15 protein-coding genes are annotated in these 19,627 nt (G+C 65.0%); 8 read left to right on the top strand and 7 right to left on the bottom strand.

Annotated elements, in window-relative coordinates; translation table 11 throughout:
* Positions 1–66 precede the first annotated feature (66 nt).
* Positions 67–4,362: a DNA-directed RNA polymerase subunit beta' gene (gene rpoC, locus ACXJ16_RS12075; RefSeq protein WP_132469375.1), complete on the bottom strand. Its 4,296-nt coding sequence runs from the start codon at positions 4,360–4,362 to the stop codon at positions 67–69.
* A gap of 78 nt (positions 4,363–4,440) precedes the next feature.
* The gene (gene rpoB, locus ACXJ16_RS12080) at positions 4,441–8,592 is read right to left on the bottom strand and encodes a DNA-directed RNA polymerase subunit beta (RefSeq protein ID WP_054441046.1); all 4,152 of its coding nucleotides are present in this window, start codon (positions 8,590–8,592) and stop codon (positions 4,441–4,443) included.
* Between the two features lie 534 nt (positions 8,593–9,126).
* On the opposite strand from rpoB, the gene ACXJ16_RS12085 reads away from it, so the two are divergent.
* From ACXJ16_RS12085 to rplL, 6 genes are all read left to right on the top strand, one after another.
* Entirely contained in the window at positions 9,127–10,149 is a 1,023-nt protein-coding gene (locus ACXJ16_RS12085; RefSeq protein ID WP_324697699.1) for a hypothetical protein, read from the top strand.
* Positions 10,150–10,391: 242 nt separating this feature from the next.
* A complete protein-coding gene (locus ACXJ16_RS12090; RefSeq protein WP_156336802.1) occupies positions 10,392–10,562 on the top strand; it encodes a hypothetical protein in 171 nt (56 codons plus the stop codon).
* Positions 10,563–10,603: 41 nt separating this feature from the next.
* Positions 10,604–11,152 (top strand): DUF2975 domain-containing protein, encoded by a 549-nt coding sequence (locus ACXJ16_RS12095; RefSeq protein WP_292637309.1) that lies wholly within the window; start codon positions 10,604–10,606, stop codon positions 11,150–11,152.
* The gene (locus tag ACXJ16_RS12100) at positions 11,152–11,412 is read left to right on the top strand and encodes a helix-turn-helix domain-containing protein (protein WP_054441052.1); all 261 of its coding nucleotides are present in this window, start codon (positions 11,152–11,154) and stop codon (positions 11,410–11,412) included. Before ACXJ16_RS12095 ends, ACXJ16_RS12100 begins: the two co-directional genes overlap by 1 nt.
* A 350-nt stretch (positions 11,413–11,762) precedes the next feature.
* Positions 11,763–12,275, top strand: a complete 513-nt coding sequence (rplJ, locus tag ACXJ16_RS12105) for a 50S ribosomal protein L10 (protein WP_132469373.1) — start codon at positions 11,763–11,765, stop codon at positions 12,273–12,275.
* A 124-nt stretch (positions 12,276–12,399) separates the two neighbouring features.
* Positions 12,400–12,771 (top strand): 50S ribosomal protein L7/L12, encoded by a 372-nt coding sequence (gene rplL / locus ACXJ16_RS12110; RefSeq protein ID WP_185998250.1) that lies wholly within the window; start codon positions 12,400–12,402, stop codon positions 12,769–12,771.
* A gap of 111 nt (positions 12,772–12,882) precedes the next feature.
* Here the strand turns inward: rplL and ACXJ16_RS12115 are convergent, their stop codons facing one another.
* A complete protein-coding gene (locus ACXJ16_RS12115; RefSeq protein ID WP_324697694.1) occupies positions 12,883–13,584 on the bottom strand; it encodes a Crp/Fnr family transcriptional regulator in 702 nt (233 codons plus the stop codon).
* A 72-nt stretch (positions 13,585–13,656) separates the two neighbouring features.
* Positions 13,657–14,712, bottom strand: coding sequence for a S66 peptidase family protein (locus ACXJ16_RS12120; protein WP_463920758.1), 1,056 nt, complete (start codon positions 14,710–14,712; stop codon positions 13,657–13,659).
* Positions 14,713–14,809: 97 nt separating this feature from the next.
* On the opposite strand from ACXJ16_RS12120, the gene ACXJ16_RS12125 reads away from it, so the two are divergent.
* Complete coding sequence (locus ACXJ16_RS12125; protein ID WP_054441159.1) at positions 14,810–15,685, top strand: LOG family protein; 876 nt, start codon at positions 14,810–14,812, stop codon at positions 15,683–15,685.
* A 33-nt stretch (positions 15,686–15,718) separates the two neighbouring features.
* Here the strand turns inward: ACXJ16_RS12125 and thiD are convergent, their stop codons facing one another.
* The 3 genes from thiD to glmM form a co-directional block, all read right to left on the bottom strand.
* Positions 15,719–16,468, bottom strand: coding sequence for a bifunctional hydroxymethylpyrimidine kinase/phosphomethylpyrimidine kinase (gene thiD, locus ACXJ16_RS12130; RefSeq protein ID WP_463920759.1), 750 nt, complete (start codon positions 16,466–16,468; stop codon positions 15,719–15,721).
* Positions 16,469–16,553: 85 nt separating this feature from the next.
* Entirely contained in the window at positions 16,554–16,778 is a 225-nt protein-coding gene (locus tag ACXJ16_RS12135) for a DUF1272 domain-containing protein (RefSeq protein WP_054441061.1), read from the bottom strand.
* A 36-nt stretch (positions 16,779–16,814) separates the two neighbouring features.
* Entirely contained in the window at positions 16,815–18,155 is a 1,341-nt protein-coding gene (gene glmM / locus ACXJ16_RS12140; protein ID WP_132469372.1) for a phosphoglucosamine mutase, read from the bottom strand.
* A gap of 166 nt (positions 18,156–18,321) precedes the next feature.
* Here glmM and ACXJ16_RS12145 point away from each other — a divergent pair, with 166 nt between their 5' ends.
* Positions 18,322–19,614, top strand: a complete 1,293-nt coding sequence (locus ACXJ16_RS12145; RefSeq protein ID WP_324697688.1) for a dicarboxylate/amino acid:cation symporter — start codon at positions 18,322–18,324, stop codon at positions 19,612–19,614.
* Positions 19,615–19,627 lie beyond the last annotated feature (13 nt).

A 19,627-nucleotide genomic window follows, 5' to 3' on the forward strand; every position in this document is an offset into this window, starting at 1 on the left:
CAAAAAGCCCCGCCGGAGCGATCCGGCGGGGCTTTTAGTTTGCCTGTGTGGCGGGAGGGGAGAGGCTTACGCCTCGCCGCCCTCCTCGTCGCCCTTGATCAGGTAATCGCCGGCATCGGCATCCAGACCATGGGTTTCACCTTCGACCGCAGCGAGAGGATCGTTGCCGATCGCAGCTTCCGGGCCCTGGGCCAGTTCGGCTGCATGCTCTTCTTCCGCCGTGTTGGCGGCGATCAGGGCTTCCTGCATGCGGCGGTAGGACGCACGCAGCGCGAGGTCGCGGCTGGTAGCCGCCACGCGGACGCGGTTCATGCCGGCACCGGTACCCGCCGGGATGAGGCGGCCGACGATGACGTTTTCCTTGAGGCCGATGAGCGAGTCCTTCTTGCCCTCGACAGCCGCCTGCGTGAGCACGCGGGTGGTCTCCTGGAACGACGCCGCCGAGATGAACGAGCGGGTCTGGAGCGACGCCTTGGTGATGCCGAGAAGCACCGGCTTGCCTTCCGCGGGCATCTTGCCCTCGGGAAGCTTGCTGTTGATCTCGAACATTTCCTCGTAGTCGACCTGTTCGCCCGGCAGCAAGGTGGTGTCGCCACCGGCCGTGATCTCGACCTTCTGCAGCATCTGACGAACGATCGTTTCGATGTGCTTGTCGTTGATCTTCACGCCCTGCAAGCGGTAGACTTCCTGGATTTCCGCAACGAGATATTCTGCCAGAGCCTCGACGCCGAGGACTTCCAGAATGTCGTGCGGATCGGGCGAACCGGAGATCAGGTTGTCGCCCTTCTTCACGAAGTCGCCTTCCTGAACGTCGATCACGCGGCTCTTCGGGATCAGGTACTCGATCGGTTCACCCTCTTCCGGGATGATCGCGATCTTGCGCTTGGCCTTGTAGTCACGCACGAACTCGATGCGGCCCGACACCTTGGCGATGATCGAGTTGTCCTTCGGCTTGCGGGCCTCGAACAGTTCGGCAACGCGCGGCAGACCGCCGGTGATGTCGCGGGTCTTGGCGGCTTCGCGCGAAGCACGGGCGATGATGTCGCCGGCTTCGACGGTCTGGCCGTCCTCGACCGAGAGGGTGGTGCCCGGCGCCATCATGTAGCGCGCGGTTTCACCCGACGAATCGTCCAGAAGAGTGATGCGCGGACGCAGGTCTTCCTTCTTCTTCGCGGTGCGCGACGAACGGTCTTCGGTGACGACGCGGCTGGTCATGCCGGTTGCATCGTCGACGTGCTCGGTCAGGGTGCGGGTATCCAGGAGGTCCTGATACTTCACCACGCCCGAGGTTTCGGTGATGATCGGCAGCGAGAACGGATCCCACTCTGCCAGGCGTTCGCCTTCCTTCACCGAAGCGCCGTTGGTGTGGAGCAGCACCGTACCGTAAGGCACGCGGTGCATGGCGCGCTCGCGGCCTTCGCTGTCATAGACCACGATTTCGCCGTTACGGGCGAGCGACAGGCGACGACCGCGCTTGTCGACGATCGTCGGGATATCGCGATACTCGACCTTACCGTCGCACATCGATTCCAGGTGGCTGGTTTCGTTGAGCTGGGCGGCGCCGCCGATGTGGAAGGTACGCATGGTGAGCTGCGTGCCCGGTTCACCGATCGACTGCGCGGCGATGACGCCGACAGCTTCACCGATGTTGACCGGAGTACCACGCGCCAGGTCACGGCCGTAGCACTTGCCGCAGACGCCCTGCTGGGCTTCGCAGACCAGCGGCGAACGGATGCGGGCAGCCTGCAGGCCGGTCGCCTCGATCGCAGCCACTGCGGCTTCGTCGAGGAGCTGGCCCTTGGCGGCAACGACATTGCCTTCCTTGTCGACGATGTCCTCGGCCAGGGTACGGCCCAGGATACGCTCGGCGAGCGAGGCGATGGTGGAACCGCCCTGCACGATCGAACGCATTTCCAGCGCGCGCTCGGTACCGCAATCCTCGATCACGACGACGCAGTCCTGCGACACGTCGACCAGACGGCGGGTCAGGTAACCCGAGTTCGCCGTCTTCAGTGCCGTGTCGGCCAGGCCCTTACGGGCGCCGTGGGTCGAGTTGAAGTATTCAAGAACGGTCAGACCTTCCTTGAAGTTCGAGATGATCGGCGTTTCGATGATCTCGCCCGACGGCTTGGCCATGAGGCCGCGCATACCGCCAAGCTGCTTCATCTGCGCCGGGCTACCACGCGCACCGGAGTGGCTCATCATGTAGATCGAGTTGATCTGGGCCATGCGGCCCGTTTCGGGATCGATCGGCTGGGCCTTCAGCTCTTCCATCATGGCGTTCGCCACCTGGTCGCCGCAACGGCTCCAGGCGTCGATCACCTTGTTGTACTTTTCCTGCTGGGTGATGAGGCCGTCCTGGTACTGCTGCTCGTAATCGGCGACCAGTTCCTTGGTCTCGCCCACGAGCGCTTCCTTCGAATCCGGGATGATCATGTCATCCTTGCCGAAGGAGATGCCCGCCTTGAACGCGTTGCGGAAGCCGAGCGACATGATCGCGTCGGCAAACAGCACCGTGTCCTTCTGGCCGGTGTGACGGTAGACCTGATCGATGACGTCACCGATTTCCTTCTTGGTCAGAAGGCGGTTGACGACGTCGAAGGGCACCGTGTGCGACTTCGGCAGGCATTCGCCCAGCAGCATGCGGCCCGGAGTGGTCTCGAAGCGCTTCATGTACTGACCGCCGTTCTCGTCGGTCTGCGGCACGCGGGCCTCGATCTTCGAGTGCAGCGTCACGGCGCCGACGTGAAGTGCCTGATGCACTTCGGCCATGTCCGCGAACTTCATGCCTTCGCCCGGCTCGCCGGTGCGGTCCATCGACAGGTAGTACAGACCGAGAACCATGTCCTGCGAAGGAACGATGATCGGCTTGCCGTTCGCCGGCGACAGGATGTTGTTGGTGGACATCATCAGCACGCGCGCTTCAAGCTGGGCTTCCAGCGAGAGCGGCACGTGGACGGCCATCTGGTCACCGTCGAAGTCGGCGTTGAAGGCCGAGCAGACGAGCGGGTGCAGCTGGATCGCCTTGCCTTCGATCAGCACGGGCTCGAAGGCCTGAATGCCGAGACGGTGAAGCGTGGGCGCGCGGTTCAGCATGACCGGGTGCTCGCGAATGACTTCGTCGAGGATGTCCCAGACTTCCTTGCGCTCCTTCTCGACCCACTTCTTGGCCTGCTTCAGGGTCATCGAAAGACCCTTGGCATCCAGACGGGCGTAGATGAACGGCTTGAACAGCTCGAGCGCCATCTTCTTGGGCAGGCCGCACTGGTGCAGCTTGAGTTCCGGACCGGTCACGATGACCGAACGGCCCGAATAGTCGACGCGCTTGCCGAGAAGGTTCTGACGGAAGCGGCCCTGCTTGCCCTTGAGCATGTCGGACAGCGACTTCAGCGGACGCTTGTTGGCGCCGGTGATGACGCGGCCGCGGCGGCCGTTGTCGAACAGGGCGTCAACGGCTTCCTGGAGCATGCGCTTTTCGTTGCGGACGATGATGTCCGGCGCGCGCAGCTCGATCAGGCGCTTCAGGCGGTTGTTGCGGTTGATGACGCGGCGATAGAGGTCGTTGAGGTCCGACGTCGCGAAGCGGCCGCCGTCCAGCGGCACCAGCGGACGCAGTTCCGGCGGGATGACCGGCACGACCTCAAGGATCATCCACTCGGGACGGTTGCCCGAATCGATGAACGATTCCACGACCTTGAGGCGCTTGATGATCTTCTTGGGCTTGAGTTCCGACTTGGTCGTCTCAAGTTCCTGGAGAAGGTCCGCACGCTCTTGCTCGAGGTCGAGGTTGATGAGCATGTGCTTCACCGCCTCGGCGCCGATACCGGCCGAGAAGGCGTCTTCGCCATACTCGTCCTGCGCGTCGAGCATCTCGTCTTCGGTGAGGAGCTGGTACTTCTCGAGCGGGGTCAGGCCCGGCTCGATGACGATGTAGCTCTCGAAGTAGAGGACGCGCTCAAGCTGCTTGAGCTGCATGTCGAGCAGCAGGCCGATGCGCGACGGCAGCGACTTGAGGAACCAGATGTGCGCAACCGGCGCGGCCAGTTCGATGTGGCCCATGCGCTCGCGGCGCACCTTGGTCACGGTGACTTCGACGCCGCACTTTTCGCAGACGACGCCCTTGTACTTCATGCGCTTGTACTTGCCGCAAAGGCATTCGTAGTCCTTCACGGGACCGAAGATGCGGGCGCAGAAGAGGCCGTCACGCTCAGGCTTGAACGTACGGTAGTTGATGGTTTCCGGCTTCTTGATTTCGCCGAAGGACCAGGAGCGGATGCGCTCGGGGCTCGCCAGACCGATCTGGATCTGGTCGAACGTCTCGGGCTTCGCCATCTGGTTCGTGAACTTGGACAGGTCGTTCATAGTTTCAGTCCCTCTGGAGGGTAAATTCTCTGGGCGCGGGGCAGGCAGGGCGGAGCGCGAAGGCTCCGCCCGATCCCGTTATTCCGCCGCGATCGCCACGCCGTCGTCGTCGGTATCGATCGACGAGAGTTCGACGTTGAGACCCAGCGAGCGCATTTCCTTGACGAGCACGTTGAAGCTCTCGGGAATGCCGGCCTCGAAGGTGTCGTCGCCCTTGACGATCGCTTCGTAGACCTTGGTGCGGCCGACAACGTCGTCCGACTTAACCGTGAGCATTTCCTGCAGAGTGTACGCCGCGCCGTAGGCCTGGAGAGCCCAGACCTCCATTTCACCGAAGCGCTGGCCACCGAACTGCGCCTTACCGCCCAGCGGCTGCTGGGTGACGAGCGAGTAGGGGCCGATCGAACGCGCGTGGATCTTGTCGTCGACAAGGTGGTGCAGCTTGAGCACGTACTTGCAGCCGACAGTGACCTTGCGGTCGAAGCGGTCGCCGGTGCGGCCGTCGTACAGGTCCACCTGGCCCGACTCGTCGAGACCGGCGAGACGCAGCATGTCGGTGACATCCTTCTCGACCGCGCCGTCGAACACCGGCGAACCCATCGGCACGCCCAGACGGACGGCACCGGCGAACTCGACGATCTGCTCGTCAGTGCGCGCGTCGATCTCCGCGGTGTAGTTGTCGCCGTAGACTTCCTTGAGCAGCTCGCGAACCGCTTCGGGCGGCTGGCCGGCTTCCGGGTTCGGATTGGCTGCACGCCAATCGTCCAGAGCCGCGCCGATGCGCTTGCCGAGGCCGCGGGCGGCCCAGCCAAGGTGCGTCTCGAAGATCTGACCGACATTCATGCGCGAAGGCACGCCCAGCGGGTTCAGCACGAAGTCGACAGGCGTACCGTCCTCGAGGAAGGGCATGTCTTCCAGCGGCAGGATGCGGCTGATGATACCCTTGTTACCGTGACGGCCGGCCATCTTGTCGCCCGGCTGAAGCTTGCGCTTCACGGCCACGAAGACCTTGACCATCTTGAGCACGCCGGGCGCGAGTTCGTCACCGCGTTCCAGCTTCTCCTTGCGGTCCTCGAACTTCTCCTGGATCGCCTTGACGGTGAGGTCGTACTGGGTCTTCACCGCTTCGAGCTGCGACTGCATGTGATCGTCCGCAACCGCGAACTTCCACCATTCGTGACGCTCGACCTCGTCCAGCACCTCGTCGGTGATGTCCACGCCCTTCTTGATGCCCTTGGGCGCCGAAGCGGCGACCTGGCCGAGGAGCATGTCCTTCAGACGGTTGTAGGTGGCGCGGTTGAGGATCGCACGTTCGTCCTCGCGGTCCTTGGCGAGGCGTTCGATTTCCTCGTTCTGGATCGCGCGGGTACGGTCGTCGACCTCGATGCCGTGGCGGTTGAAGACGCGCACGTCGACGATCGTTCCCGAAACGCCCGGCGGCAGACGCAGCGAGGTGTCGCGGACGTCCGAAGCCTTTTCACCGAAGATGGCGCGCAGGAGCTTTTCTTCCGGCGTCATCGGGCTTTCGCCCTTCGGCGTGATCTTGCCGACCAGGATGTCACCCGGGTGCACTTCGGCGCCGATGTAGACGATGCCCGCTTCGTCGAGGTTGCGCAGGGCTTCCTCGCCGACGTTCGGGATGTCGCGGGTGATGTCTTCCGGACCCAGCTTGGTGTCGCGGGCCATGACCTCGAACTCGTCGATGTGGATCGAGGTGAAGACGTCTTCCTTCACGATCCGCTCGGAGATGAGGATGGAGTCTTCGTAGTTGTAGCCGTTCCAGGGCATGAACGCGACGAGCACGTTGCGGCCCAGCGCCAGTTCGCCGAACTCGGTCGACGGACCGTCGGCGATGGTATCGCCGGCCTGGACCACTTCGCCCACCTTCACCAGCGGACGCTGGTTGATGCAGGTCGACTGGTTCGAGCGTTCGAACTTCTGCAGGCGGTAGATGTCGACGCCCGACTTGCCGGGTTCGATATCGCCCGAGGCGCGGATGACGATACGGGTGGCATCGACCTGGTCGACGATACCGGCGCGCAGCGCCGAGATCGCGGCGCCCGAATCGCGCGCCACCGTCTCTTCCATGCCGGTGCCGACGAACGGAGCGTCCGCCTTCACGAGCGGCACGGCCTGACGCTGCATGTTCGAGCCCATGAGTGCGCGGTTGGCGTCGTCGTTTTCCAGGAACGGAATGAGCGAGGCGGCCACCGAGACGAGCTGCTTGGGCGAAACGTCCATCAGCGTGATCTGATCGCGCGGGCTCATCACGAATTCGCCGTTCTGGCGAGCCGAGACGAGTTCCTCGACGAAGGAGCCGTCCGCGTTCAGTCCGGCCGAAGCCTGCGCGACGGTGTGCTTCTGCTCTTCCATGGCCGAGAGGTAGACGACCTCGCCCGACACATGACCGTCCACCACGCGGCGATACGGCGTTTCGATGAAGCCGTACTTGTTGACGCGGGCGAAGGTCGAGAGCGAGTTGATCAGACCGATGTTCGGGCCTTCCGGCGTTTCAATCGGGCAGATACGACCATAGTGGGTCGGGTGAACGTCGCGGACTTCGAAGCCGGCGCGCTCACGGGTAAGACCACCCGGGCCCAAGGCCGAAACGCGGCGCTTGTGGGTGACTTCCGACAGCGGGTTGGTCTGGTCCATGAACTGCGAGAGCTGCGAGGAACCGAAGAACTCGCGAACGGCGGCCACGGCGGGCTTGGCGTTGATGAGGTCGTTCGGCATGACCGTCGACACGTCGACCGACGACATGCGCTCCTTCACGGCGCGCTCCATGCGGAGCAGGCCGACGCGGTACTGGTTTTCCAGCAGCTCGCCCACCGAACGCACGCGGCGGTTGCCGAGGTTGTCGATGTCGTCGATTTCGCCCTTGCCGTCCTTGAGGCCGACCAGTTCCTTCACGACCGCGAGAATGTCGTCGGTGCGCAGGGTGGTGACGGTATCCTCGACTTCGAGGCCGAGACGCATGTTCAGCTTGACGCGACCCACGGCCGAGAGGTCGTAGCGATCGGCGTCGAAGAACAGGCCGGCGAAGAGAGCTTCGGCGGTTTCCTTCGTCGGCGGTTCGCCCGGACGCATGACCTTGTAGATCGCTTCCAGACCCATGTCGCGGTTTTCGGCCTTGTCGGCCTTCATCGTGTTGCGGATCCAGGGACCGGTGTTCACGTCGTCGATGTCGAGCAGGTCGATCTGGTCGATGCCCGCGCGGTCGAGCGCTTCGAGGTTCTCCGGCGACACTTCGTCACCGGCCTCGATGTAGATGCGTCCGGTCGACTCGTCGATCAGATCCTTGGCCGAATAGCGGCCGAAGATTTCCTCGGTCGGGATGAGGAGTTCCTCAAGACCGTCCTTCTGCGCCTTGTTGGCGGCACGCGGGCTGATCTTCTGGCCGGCCGCGAACACGACTTCACCCGACTTGGCGTCGACGATGTCGAAGGCGGGCTTGGCGCCGCGCCATGCTTCGGGCTGGTAAGGCAGCTGCCAGCCGCCCGAGCCACGCTTCCAGGTCACGGTCTGGTAGAAATAGTCGAGGATCTGCTCGCTATCGAGGCCGAGGCTGTAAAGCAGCGCGGTGACCGGCAGCTTGCGCTTGCGGTCGATACGCACGTTCACGATGTCCTTGGCGTCGAACTCGAAGTCGAGCCACGAACCACGGTAGGGGATCACGCGGGCAGCGAAGAGGAACTTGCCCGAGGAGTGGGTCTTGCCGCGGTCATGGTCGAAAAGGACGCCCGGCGAACGGTGCATCTGCGAGACGATGACGCGCTCGGTGCCGTTGATGAAGAAGGTGCCGTTTTCCGTCATCAGGGGCATGTCGCCCATGTAGACGTCCTGCTCCTTGATATCGAGGACCGAGCGGGTCTCGGTCTCGGCGTCCACTTCGAACACGATGAGGCGCAGAGTGACCTTCATCGGGGCCGCATAAGTGATGCCGCGCTGGCGGCACTCGGTCACGTCGTACTTCGGCTCTTCCAGCTCGTAGTGGACGAAGTCGAGTTCGCTGGTGCCGGCGAAGTCGCGGATCGGGAAGACCGAACGCAGGGTCTTCTCGAGGCCCGAGACGTAGCCCGTCGCCGGGTTCGAGCGCAGGAACTGTTCGTAGCTCTCGCGCTGGACCTCGATGAGGTTCGGCATCTGGACGACTTCGTGGATGTCGCCAAAGATCTTGCGGATCCGCTTCTTGACGGAGCGGCGGTTATCGACGGGCTTGGTGGCCATGACCTGGTCTTTGCCTCTTCGCTTCTGAGGGCCGATTCGAAAGGACCGGCCCGAGTAATTTCGTCTTCGCGAGGACGTCTTGTCCGCTTATCCGAAACACCAAAAGGCCGCACGGCACGCGCGGAAACCCTGAGGTTTTACCGATGCGGCCAGCAGCCTTCTGCGTCAGATGAACTCGTTCCGCTTCCTTCCCGGGCATGTCCCCGCGCATGGACATGCCTTGCTCGAAGCGATCGAGCGAGGGCGTCATATAGGAGTGCGGGACCATGGTGTCAAACCCCGCCTCGCCCCGAAAACAGATGACGAGCCGACAAGGCCATTGCCGCAACCAATCAAGGCAGCGGCGACAGATGCCAAAATCGTGAACGCCAAATGAACAACGCGTTTTCATTTTGAAATGTTATTTATTAGGAAAAAATCATTCATGAGTATCATGCGCACACAACCCAGCAATTCGTCGTCCTATTTGCTTCGTTTCGCCGCGAATTCACAAGTTGTCGGGTAACTTCGTCGCATTTCCCGCATTGGACATGCATGGAAAAAGCTCACGCCCCCCGCTCGCATGTCGCGCTTACGGCGATTGCCGCCGTCCTCGCGTTCACTTCCGCCCCTGCCTTCGCGCAGGAAGCGGTATCACCGCCACTGCCCGACGCAGCCGCACCGACAATTGCCGTGCCGGCGGAGCCAGCGCCCCCGCCGTCCGCCGTACCTTCGGCCGTGCCGACGCTTGTCCTGCCGGATCTGGGCTCGGAACCGGCGGCCGATACGCCCGCTCCGCCGGCCGTAGAGGCGGCCACGCCAGTCCCTGTCGCCGCTGTTCCTGTCGCCGCCCCGGCTGAACAGGCGGCCCCGGCTCGCGAACCCGCAACCAGACAGGCCCGCACGACGAGCGCCGCCACCGCAGTCACCCGTTCGCCGCCCGAACCCACCCGCGTTCCCACCGCATCCGATGCCGGAACTGCGCGGGACGGCGCCCTGGCACAGGGGGACGCGGCGCCGGCTCCGGCCACGACAGGCGATGTCCCGGCCACTCCTCCGCCCGCAGCCGCACCGCAAGCCGCGAATGACAGCCCCGCCTCGGATCGCCTCCCGGTGGAGGGCATCGTCGGTCTGCTCGCCGCGCTCGGCGTGGCCGGCGCCGGGATCGCGCTCATGACCCTGCGCCGCAGGCAGGACCGGATCGAGCCGGACTACGCCAGCCCCGACTACACCAGCCCGGACTACGCCGACGAGATCGAGGCCTATCCCGCCACGGCAGTGCATCCGCGAGGCGCGGAGATTGCGCCGCCCGCCGCTACCGCCATCCCCGCCGCGCAAGGCCCGGTTCCGCTTGGCGAGGACCGTCAGGCCCTGCTCGAAACCATGGTGGCCGCGCCGCCCGACGCCGCAAACCCGTTCACCTCGCACAAGGCCCGGATGCGCCGCGCGCGGCTGATCCTGCAACACCGCGAGCACCTGCAGACCCAGGGCAAGCCTTTCGACTGGCGCACCTACAGGCCCACGACCAAGCCCTCCCCACCCTCCAGGGCCGAACAACAAGAACCGGTCGACGCCTGACGCCGACTCCGCCGTAACCCCTGCGCGGCGGACCGGTCCCAATGCGGGGCGATTCCCTCGGGAGTCGCCCCGCTTTTCCGTGCCTCCGCCACCGGCGCCGCCCGGCCTTGCCCCGCAAGCGGTCGCGGAAGACGGATTTCTCGAAATACAATCAGGCACATATTGTTTTTCGATATTATCGATTGACGATAAGGCGAATCGCGCTTATTGAATATCGATATCAAGCATATCGGAGAACGAACATGACCCTCTCGAACACCTCATCGGCTTCACGCCCTCTCGCCGTTGTCCTGGCCGCGGTCCTCATGGCCGCCTTCTGGCTCCCCACCGTTTCCACGCCCGCCGAAGCCGCCGCCACCGCCGGAAACGACGTGATCGTGCTCGCGGCGCCGATCACCCCGGCGCTGATGTAATTTCGCGAACCACAGAACGAACAACCAGGGGGACCCGGACAATGCCTTCCACCATGAACTCGATCACCCGCGATCCGCTGCTCGCCATCGCCAAGGGCCTACTGTGGTTCCTGATGGCCACGATGGCCATCGCCGTCGCCGCCTGCCTTGTGGCCATCCCGCTGCTGCTGTTCTTCCAGAACGACATCTCGGTCGAACTTGCGCGGGAGATGCCGCTCGTCACGCCGCAGTTCTTCTGGGCGGTCAGCGGTATCCTGGTCTTTGCCGCGATCCTGTGCGGCGTCCTGTTCCGGATCTTTCAGTTGCTCAAGCGCATCGTCGGCACCGTGGGCGAGGGCGACCCCTTCGTGCCGGACAATGCCCGGCGGCTCACGCAGATGGCATGGCTCAGCCTCGTAGTGCAGCTCATCGGCCTGCCGCTTTCCGGGCTCGGCGCGTGGGTCAACCGGATCGGCGAAGGCCATACCGATCTCGAGGGCATGGGCGGAATCTCGGGCAACGGCCTGCTGCTGATGCTGATCCTGTTCATTCTGGCACGCGTGTTCCGCAAGGGCTCGGAAATGCGCGCCGAACTGGAAGGGACCGTATGATGGCCGAAGACGGCAACGAAGGAGGCAATATCGTGGTCAAGCTCGACGACCTGCTCTACGCCCGCCGCATGACGCTGACCGAACTGGCGGAACGCATCGGCATCACCCTGGCCAACCTCTCGATCCTCAAGACCGGCAAGGCCAAGGCGATCCGCTTCTCCACGCTGGAGGCGATCTGCCGGGAACTGGACTGCCAGCCTGGCGACCTGCTGGGATATGGCGCGCCGGAAACGCCGGAACCGGAAGCCCAGCCGGACTGACCCAGCCGGACTGACCCTGCCAGACTGATCCTGCAAACCGAGATTACTTGACTCCGGGCGCGCTTTCCTTCAGAGGCGCGCTCGAACCGTTGGGCCCCGGCCCATCGTTCATCCGTCCGAGACAGTTGGTGCCCTCGATCTGCGAGAGCTTAATTTCCAGCCTAGACGGGGAACAGGAAATTTTCCGGCCCTCGCTCCTTTTCGAAGCGTGGTGCCATATTCGGGCTTCGGCACGAAGAACTCCTTCCCCATCGCAAACGGACCCGCCCGAAGTGCATCAGCGCTTCGGACAAACGTAGCCGGCCGTGCGGGATGCAAGTCCCAAGCGGTCACATGTGAAGGAGTAAGGCATGGATCGTTCGCAGAAAGCCGATTCGGTCGCCACTCTCAACGCGGTCTTCAACGAGGTCGGCGTGGTGGTCATCACCCGCAACCTCGGCATGTCGGTGGCTCAGTCCACCGCCCTGCGCGGCAAGATTCGTGATGCGGGCGCGACTTACAAGGTTGCGAAGAACAGTCTTGCCAAGCTTGCCATCGCGGACACCGACTATGTCGGTATCGGCGACTTCCTCAACGGCCCGACGGCTATCGCGACTTCGGTCGACCCCGTCGCGGCTGCCAAGGCCGTCGTCGAATTCGCCAAGACGACCGACAAGATCGAGATCGTCGGCGGCGCGATGGGTTCGCAGGTTCTGAACGCCGATGGTGTCAAGGCTCTCGCCTCGATGCCCTCGCTCGACGAACTGCGCGCCAAGCTCATCGGCCTCGTTCAGGCTCCGGCGACCAAGATCGCCCAGCTTCAGACCGCTCCGGCGGCCAAGCTGGCGCGCGTCTTCGCTGCCTACGCCGACAAGGCTGCTTGAGCTCAAGCCCCGAGCGATTTTTCGTAAGATCGCGAAGGGCCAAGCCTAAGCAATTCTATTCGTTTCGATTTATCCCGGTGGATCGCATCCTGCACCCCGGGACCACAGATCAGGAGTTATTATCATGGCCGATATCGCCAAGCTTGTTGAAGAACTGTCGCAGCTGACCGTCCTCGAGGCCGCTGACCTCGCCAAGGCTCTCGAAGAAGCATGGGGCGTTTCCGCCGCTGCTGCCGTTGCCGTGGCTGCTGCCCCGGCCGGCGAAGCCGCTGCCGCTGAAGAGCAGACCGAATTCGACGTCATCCTCACCGGCGACGGTGGCAAGAAGATCCAGGTCATCAAGGAAGTCCGCGCCATCACCGGTCTGGGCCTCGCTGAAGCCAAGGCTCTCGTTGAAGGCGCTCCCAAGGCCGTCAAGGAAGGCGTCAACAAGGCTGAAGCCGAAGACATCAAGAAGAAGATCGAAGAAGCCGGCGGCACCGTCGAGCTCAAGTAATCTTCTTCTCGGGTTCTTCCGAGCAGAAAAAGGAAGGGCGGCCTCTCGGGGCCGCCCTTTTTTTGTCCTGTCCGGGCTGGCGAAGGGGCCGGTACGGCGCTTTCGGTATGCTCAGCCGGCCTCGGCCACCAGCACCTCGTAATCGAGGATCGTCACCTCCCGGCGGGAAGGCAGGTCGATCACGCGATCGTTCTTGAGCCGGGTGAACTGGCGGCTCACCGTCTCGATGGTGAGGCCGAGCACGTCGGCGATCTGCTGGCGGGAGAACGGCAGCGTCACGCGGCGCTGGCCCGGTTCTTCGAAGTTCCACGTGCAACCCGGCACCTCGAGCCGCTCCGCCATCTCGATCAGGAAGCTCGCCAGCTTTTCGGAGGCGGACTTGCGACCCAGCAGCAGCATCCAGCGGCGCGTGCGGTCAAGCTCGGCCAGCGTACGCTCCAGCAGCTTGTGCTCCAGCGCCGGATGTTCGCGCGCAAAGGCATCGAAATCGCGGCGGGAGAACACGCAGACCTTCGCCTCGGTCAGCGCCGTGGCCCCGTGGCCGCTGGTGCCGCCGAAGGGCCGGCCGATGAAGTCGGACGGATAGACCACGCCGACGATCTGCTCCCGCCCGTCCTCGGTGTTGGTGGACAGCTTGAGCACGCCGTCGATCACGTTCGCGACGAGAACCGAATCCTCGCCTTCCCAGATCAGCGATTCGCCGGGCTGGATCGTGCGGGTGCGCCCGATGGCGTTGAGCGCTTCGAGCTCCTTCGCATCGAGGGATGAACAGATCGCCCGGTTCCGAACGACACACAGGTCACAGTTGGACATGGCCCCGCGATAACAGCCACTTCCCCGTGCCTCAAGTGCAGGCGCACCCGCGCGATGATGGCCTGCACCGTTTCAGGTAACGGCCGGCTCCAGCAGGCGCATGGTGCCGGCATCGGCGTCGATTTCCACCGGCAGGCCTACCGGCACGCTGACCTGCGCGGCGATGTGGCCGATCTGGAGCCCCTGGAAGGCAGGCACCCGAAGCCCGGAGAACTGGCGGTCAAGCACTTCGTAGATCGTGAAATTGGAATAGCCGCCATCCGGGTTCTGGCAGCCGGTGCACTGGCCGAAGACCACGCCCGCCACTTTGTCGAACATCCCCGCCAGGGAGAGCTGGGTGAGCATGCGGTCGATCCGGTACTCGGATTCGTTGGTGTCCTCGATGAACAGCACCGCGCCGGTGAAGTCGGGCAGGTAGGGCGTGCCCACCAGCGCCGAAAGCACGGTGAGGTTGCCGCCCAGCAGCCGCCCCCGTGCCTTGCCGCCGTGGAACGTGCGCAGATCCTTGCCCCGCCCCGCGAGGTTCGCGCCCGCGCCCTGCGGTACCTGCCAGGTCGGCGTGGCCCCTTCGAAAGCCAGCGCATGGAACGATTCCCAGGCCGCAGGCGGCCAGGAGGCGGCAGCATTGGGGCCGTGGATCGACGCCACGCCGGTTCGCGCGGCGAAAGCGAGATGCAGGGCGGTATTGTCGCTGAAGCCCGCGAACAGCTTGGGACTGGCAGCGATCCGGTCAAAATCGAGCAGCGGCAGGAGCCGGGCACACCCCCAGCCGCCCGCCACCGACATGATTCCCCGCACCTTGGGATCGGCGAACATGGCCATGAGATCGCCCGCCCGCGCCGCGTCGGAACCGGCAAGGTAGCCTTCCCGCTCAAGCACATGCGGCGCCGCCTTCGGCTCCAGCCCCATGGCGCGCACGGTGCTCATGATCGAATCGAGCCCGAACCGGTCCCCCACGAACCGCGCCGGAGCGACGAGGCCCAGCACGTCGCCCTCGCGCAGGCGCGGCGGTTTCACCAGCTTGCGCAGGGGCGCGGAAATCGCAGGAAGCGCGGGAAATGTGGCAACGGCCGCCGCCGCGCCAAGGCCCGCCAGAGCGGAGCGCCGCGTAAGTTTCTGGTTCGACATGAATCCAGGCTAGGCGAGCGCAAGGCTTGCGTGCAACCGTATCTTACTTAAATCCTTATATCTCGACGCCGCGCCTCCGAGCGGCCATGGAATGCAGATGACCGAAAAAGAAGACAAGAAAGTCACCAACCGCCGCTTCTACAAGGCGGAGCAGGAAGCCACCTTCGCCGATGCGCAGGAAGGCACCATCCAGACCCAGAACCCGGCTTACCGCCTCGCCTTCCAGGACACCGAGTTCCTGCTGCGCGACGAACTGCGCCCGGTTCGCTTCCAGCTCGAACTGCTCAAGACCGAGATGCTGCTGGAAGAAGCCAATATCGGCTCGACCATGGTGATGTACGGCTCCGCCCGCATCCCCTCGCCCGACCAGTGCGACGAAGTTCTTGCCCGCGCCAAGACCGATCAGGAAAAGAAGGTCGCCGAACGCCTCGTCGCCAAGGCGAAGTACTACGAGGAAGCCCGCAAGCTTGCCCGCCTCGCCAGCCAGTGCTCGGTGGTGGAAAAGGGCATGCGCCAGTTCGTGGTCTGCTCGGGCGGCGGCCCCTCGATCATGGAAGCGGCCAACCGCGGCGCGCGCGAAGTGGGCGCGGAGACGCTGGGCCTCAACATCGTGCTCCCGCACGAGCAGGCGCCCAATCCCTACGTGACGCCGCGCCTGTCCTTCCAGTTCCACTACTTCGCGCTGCGCAAGATGCACTTCCTGCTGCGCGCCCGCGCGGTGGCGGTGTTCCCCGGCGGCTTCGGCACGTTCGACGAGTTCTTCGAACTGCTGACCCTGATCCAGACCGGCAAGATGAAGCCGCTGCCGATCCTGCTCTACGGCCGGGAGTTCTGGGAACGCGTCGTCAACTTCGAGGCGCTGGCCGAGGAAGGCGTGATCAATGCCGCCGACCTCAAGCTGTTCCACTGGTGCGAAACCGCCGACGAAGGCTGGAACGTGGTCCAGAAGTTCTACGATCTGGACTGCTGCTGAAGCATCGGGCGGGCAGGCCCCCGGGTCTGCCCGCTACCCCCTGACGTGATGCCCGAGCGGGCCGTGCCCTGCGCCGAAACCGGGGGCATTGAGCAGGGCCGCGCGCACATAGTCGCGGGCGCTGACGATCGCCGCTTCCAGCCCTGCCCCCTGCCCCATGAAGGTCGCGATGGCGCTGGAAAAAGTGCAACCGGTGCCGTGCGTATGGCGCGTCTCGATGCGCGATGCCGTCCACGAAAGCGGCAGTTCGCCGGGCCGCAGCAGCCTGTCCTCCACGATCGGACCTTCGGCATCGCCGCCCTTGGCGATATAGGACACGCCCCGCGCAGCCATCGCCCTGGCACCGCCCAGCGCCGCCAGTTCGGGCACGTTCGGCGTGGTCAGCGTGGCCAGCGCCATGAGCCGCTCGAACGCCTCGATCGTGGCCGCATCGGCAAGAACGGAGCCGCTCGTCGAGATCATCACCGGATCGAACACCACCGGCACGTTCAGCGCTTCCAGCCGCTCCGCCACGACATGGGCGATCTCGGGGCTGCCGAGCATGCCGATCTTCACCGCATCCACGCCGATGTCGCCAAGGCAGGCGTCGATCTGCGCAGCCACCATCTCGGGCGAGAGCGCCACCACGTCCGTCACCCCGCAGGTATTCTGCGCGGTGATCGCGGTGATCGCGGTCATGGCATAGCCGCCGAGCATCACGATGGTCTTGATATCGGCCTGGATACCGGCACCGCCGGAACTGTCGGAACCGGCGATGGAGAGAATGCGGGGCGGTGTGATCATGGCGCTCCCTTGCCGCCTGGCGGGAGCGGTGTCGAGAGAAGAGAAAGGGGGCAGTCGCGGGGGATGCTCCCCTGCCTTTCCTGTTCTACCCCTTGAACCTGCGCTCCTTCGAAGGCGGCGCGGAATCGAAGTGCCGCTTCGCCCGCGTCGGCCGGTCGAGCAGTTCGCCGCCGCAATTGGGGCAAAGCTCGTCGAGATCGTCCGCGCATTCCGCGCAGTAAGTGCATTCGAAGCTGCAGATGAACGCGCCGGGGGCATCGGCCGGAAGGTCGGTGCCGCAGCGTTCGCAGTCAGGGCGCATTTCAAGCATTCAAGATCTCCCGCTCATCCCGAGCTTGTCGAAGGGTCAGGCGGCGGCCTTTTCCACCGCGGCGCAGATCGCGGCCACGGCGGCCTCCACTTGCCCGGCATCGTCGCCTTCCGCCATCACGCGAATCAGCGGCTCGGTGCCCGAGGCGCGGATGACAAGGCGCCCGCTGCCGTTGAGCGAGGCTTCGGCATCGGCGATCGCGCTCTTCACGCTGGCGGCTTCCAGCGGCTGCCCGCCCGAGAAGCGCACATTGCGCAGAAGCTGCGGCACCGGGTCGAACAGGTGGAGCAGTTCGCTCGCCCGCTTGCCCGACTGGACGAGCGCGGCCAGCACCTGGAGCGCGGCCACGGTGCCATCGCCCGTGGTGGCGTGATCGAGCAGGATCATGTGGCCCGACTGTTCGCCGCCCAGGTTGAAACCACCCGCGCGCATGCGTTCGAGGACGTGGCGGTCGCCCACCTTGGTCCGTTCGAGGGTCAGCCCCTGGCCTTGCAGATAGCGTTCGAGGCCGAGGTTCGACATGACGGTTGCCACCACGCCGCCGCCGCGCAGGGCGCCGCGCGCGGCCAGCTGGGTGCCGATCAGCGCCATGATCTGGTCGCCGTCCACGGTCTTGCCCTTCTCGTCCACCACGATCAGGCGGTCGGCGTCGCCATCGAGCGCAATGCCGATATCGGCGCCCGAGGAGACCACGGTTTCCTGAAGCAGTTCGACATGGGTGGAACCGCACTTGGCGTTGATGTTGCGGCCATTGGGCGTGACGCCCACGGCGACCACTTCGGCGCCCAGTTCCCAGAACGCCGACGGGGCGACCTGATAGGCCGCGCCGTTTGCGCAATCGACCGCGATCTTCAGCCCGTCCAGCCGGACGGCCTCCGGCAGCGAGCGCTTGACCGCGTGGATGTAGCGGCCGCGCGCATCGTCGATACGGCGGGCCCGGCCGATGTCTTCCGATGCGGCGAGCGGGATTTCCTGACCGAGCATGGCCTCGATCGCCAGTTCGTCCTCGTCGGAAAGCTTGAAGCCGTCCGGGCCGAACAGCTTGATGCCGTTGTCCTCGTAAGGGTTATGGCTGGCCGAGATCATCACGCCCACATCGGCGCGCAGTTCGCGGGTGAGCAGGGCGACCGCCGGGGTCGGCATCGGTCCCAGCAGGACCACGTCCATGCCCACGCTGGTAAAGCCCGCGACCATCGCGTTTTCCAGCATGTAGCCGGAAAGGCGCGTGTCCTTGCCGATCACCACGCGGTGCCGGTGCGTGCCGCGCAGGAACCGGGTGCCGGCCGCCTGGCCGACCTTCATGGCGATGGCGGCGGTCATCGCGCCGTGGTTGGTGCGACCGCGGATACCGTCGGTGCCGAAGAACTGTCTGCTCATGACCTGCCCCTTGGAGACTCTTTCGTTAACGCCGAATGACGTGCGCACCCCGGCCTTCGCCGCTCCCTCAAGCGCGCTCTGTAACCGCAGCGAGGGCAAATTGCCATCGGGCGCGCCGCCGCTTATGAGAAAGCAAGACTTCAGGCCGCATTTTCCCAGGAGCCCGATGACTTCCCCGAACCCCACGCCACCTCGAACGGGCACCTCCCGCATTCCCGAGATTCGGGTTCCCGGAATGCTGACGCTGGCCGGCCTCGTCGCCGGACTGGTGCTGGGGCTGGTTCTGGCAGGCGATCCGCGCGCGGCGCCGGTGCTCGGGATCGCCGGGCCGATCGGCACGCTCTGGCTGCAGGGCCTGCAGATGACGATCCTGCCGCTGGTCGCGGGGCTGCTGTTCAGCGGCATCGTGGAAACCATCGCCGCCGCGCAGGCAGGCGCCCTGGCGCGGCGGGCGCTGGGCATGATCGTGGGCTTCCTTGCCTTCAGCGCCGTGCTGGGCGCGGTGGCCATGCCGCTGCTGCTGGACCTGTTCCCGATTCCCTCCGGCGTGCGGTTCGCCCACGGCGAGGAACCCGCCAAAGTGCCCGGCATCGCCGATTTCCTGTCCTCCCTGATGCCGGAGAACGTGATCTCCGCCGCCGCGGCCGACGCCATGCTGCCGGTGATCGTCTTCGTCACGCTCTTCGCCATCGCCTCCACCAGACTGGCCGAGGAGCCGCGCCGCGCGCTGGCGGTGCTGTTCGAAGGCGTGGCGGGGGCGATGATGGTGGTGATCGGCTGGGTGCTCGCGCTGGCGCCGATCGGCGTCTTCGCGCTGGGCTTCGGGCTCGGCGTGAGAAGCGGCGGCGCGGCGCTGGGGGCGCTGGCGCATTACATCGTGCTGGTGGTGGCGGTGGGCGCCGTGGTGCTACCGGCAGGCTACCTGATCGCGGTCTTCGGCGGACGGCGCCGCCTGCGCGCTTTCGCCGCTGCCGTGCTGCCCGCGCAAGTCGTGGCGATCTCCACCCAGTCCTCCATGGCAACCCTGCCGGCCATGCTCGCCGCCAGCCGCAAGCTGGGGGTTTCCGGCACGACGGCGGAGTTCGTCCTGCCCCTTGCCGTAACCCTGTTCCGCGCGACCGGACCGGCGATGAACATGGCCGTGGCCGTCTATGCCGCGAAGCTGGCGGGCATGGAATTGACCACCGGGGCGCTGGCGGCAGGCGCGCTTGTCGCTTTCGTCACGACGTTCGGCACCGTCTCGCTGCCGGGCACGATCAGCTTCGTCTCGACCATCGGGCCGATCGCGGCCGCCATGGGCGTGCCGCTCTGGCCGCTGGGCGTGCTGGTGGCGGTGGAAGTCCTGCCCGACCTGATGCGAACCCTCGGCAATGTGACGATGGACGTGGCCATAACTACGGCGGCCGACCGCAATGCCCCGGCGCAGGAGCGCGAAGCGGCTCCGGAAACGCTGCACTGAGCGACAGAGGCGC

The sequence above is a fragment of the Novosphingobium sp. TK71 genome (assembly GCF_055361505.1).

Coding starts and splice junctions, on each gene's coding strand:
- ACXJ16_RS12135 (WP_054441061.1), bottom strand. CDS start 16,778: ATGCTTGAAATGCGCCCTGACTGCGAACGCTGCGGCACCGACCTTCCG.
- rplJ (WP_132469373.1), top strand. CDS start 11,763: ATGGATCGTTCGCAGAAAGCCGATTCGGTCGCCACTCTCAACGCGGTC.
- ACXJ16_RS12125 (WP_054441159.1), top strand. CDS start 14,810: ATGACCGAAAAAGAAGACAAGAAAGTCACCAACCGCCGCTTCTACAAG.
- thiD (WP_463920759.1), bottom strand. CDS start 16,468: ATGATCACACCGCCCCGCATTCTCTCCATCGCCGGTTCCGACAGTTCC.
- ACXJ16_RS12120 (WP_463920758.1), bottom strand. CDS start 14,712: ATGTCGAACCAGAAACTTACGCGGCGCTCCGCTCTGGCGGGCCTTGGC.
- ACXJ16_RS12145 (WP_324697688.1), top strand. CDS start 18,322: ATGACTTCCCCGAACCCCACGCCACCTCGAACGGGCACCTCCCGCATT.
- rpoB (WP_054441046.1), bottom strand. CDS start 8,592: ATGGCCACCAAGCCCGTCGATAACCGCCGCTCCGTCAAGAAGCGGATC.
- glmM (WP_132469372.1), bottom strand. CDS start 18,155: ATGAGCAGACAGTTCTTCGGCACCGACGGTATCCGCGGTCGCACCAAC.
- ACXJ16_RS12085 (WP_324697699.1), top strand. CDS start 9,127: ATGGAAAAAGCTCACGCCCCCCGCTCGCATGTCGCGCTTACGGCGATT.
- ACXJ16_RS12100 (WP_054441052.1), top strand. CDS start 11,152: ATGGCCGAAGACGGCAACGAAGGAGGCAATATCGTGGTCAAGCTCGAC.
- rpoC (WP_132469375.1), bottom strand. CDS start 4,362: ATGAACGACCTGTCCAAGTTCACGAACCAGATGGCGAAGCCCGAGACG.
- rplL (WP_185998250.1), top strand. CDS start 12,400: ATGGCCGATATCGCCAAGCTTGTTGAAGAACTGTCGCAGCTGACCGTC.
- ACXJ16_RS12090 (WP_156336802.1), top strand. CDS start 10,392: ATGACCCTCTCGAACACCTCATCGGCTTCACGCCCTCTCGCCGTTGTC.
- ACXJ16_RS12115 (WP_324697694.1), bottom strand. CDS start 13,584: ATGTCCAACTGTGACCTGTGTGTCGTTCGGAACCGGGCGATCTGTTCA.
- ACXJ16_RS12095 (WP_292637309.1), top strand. CDS start 10,604: ATGCCTTCCACCATGAACTCGATCACCCGCGATCCGCTGCTCGCCATC.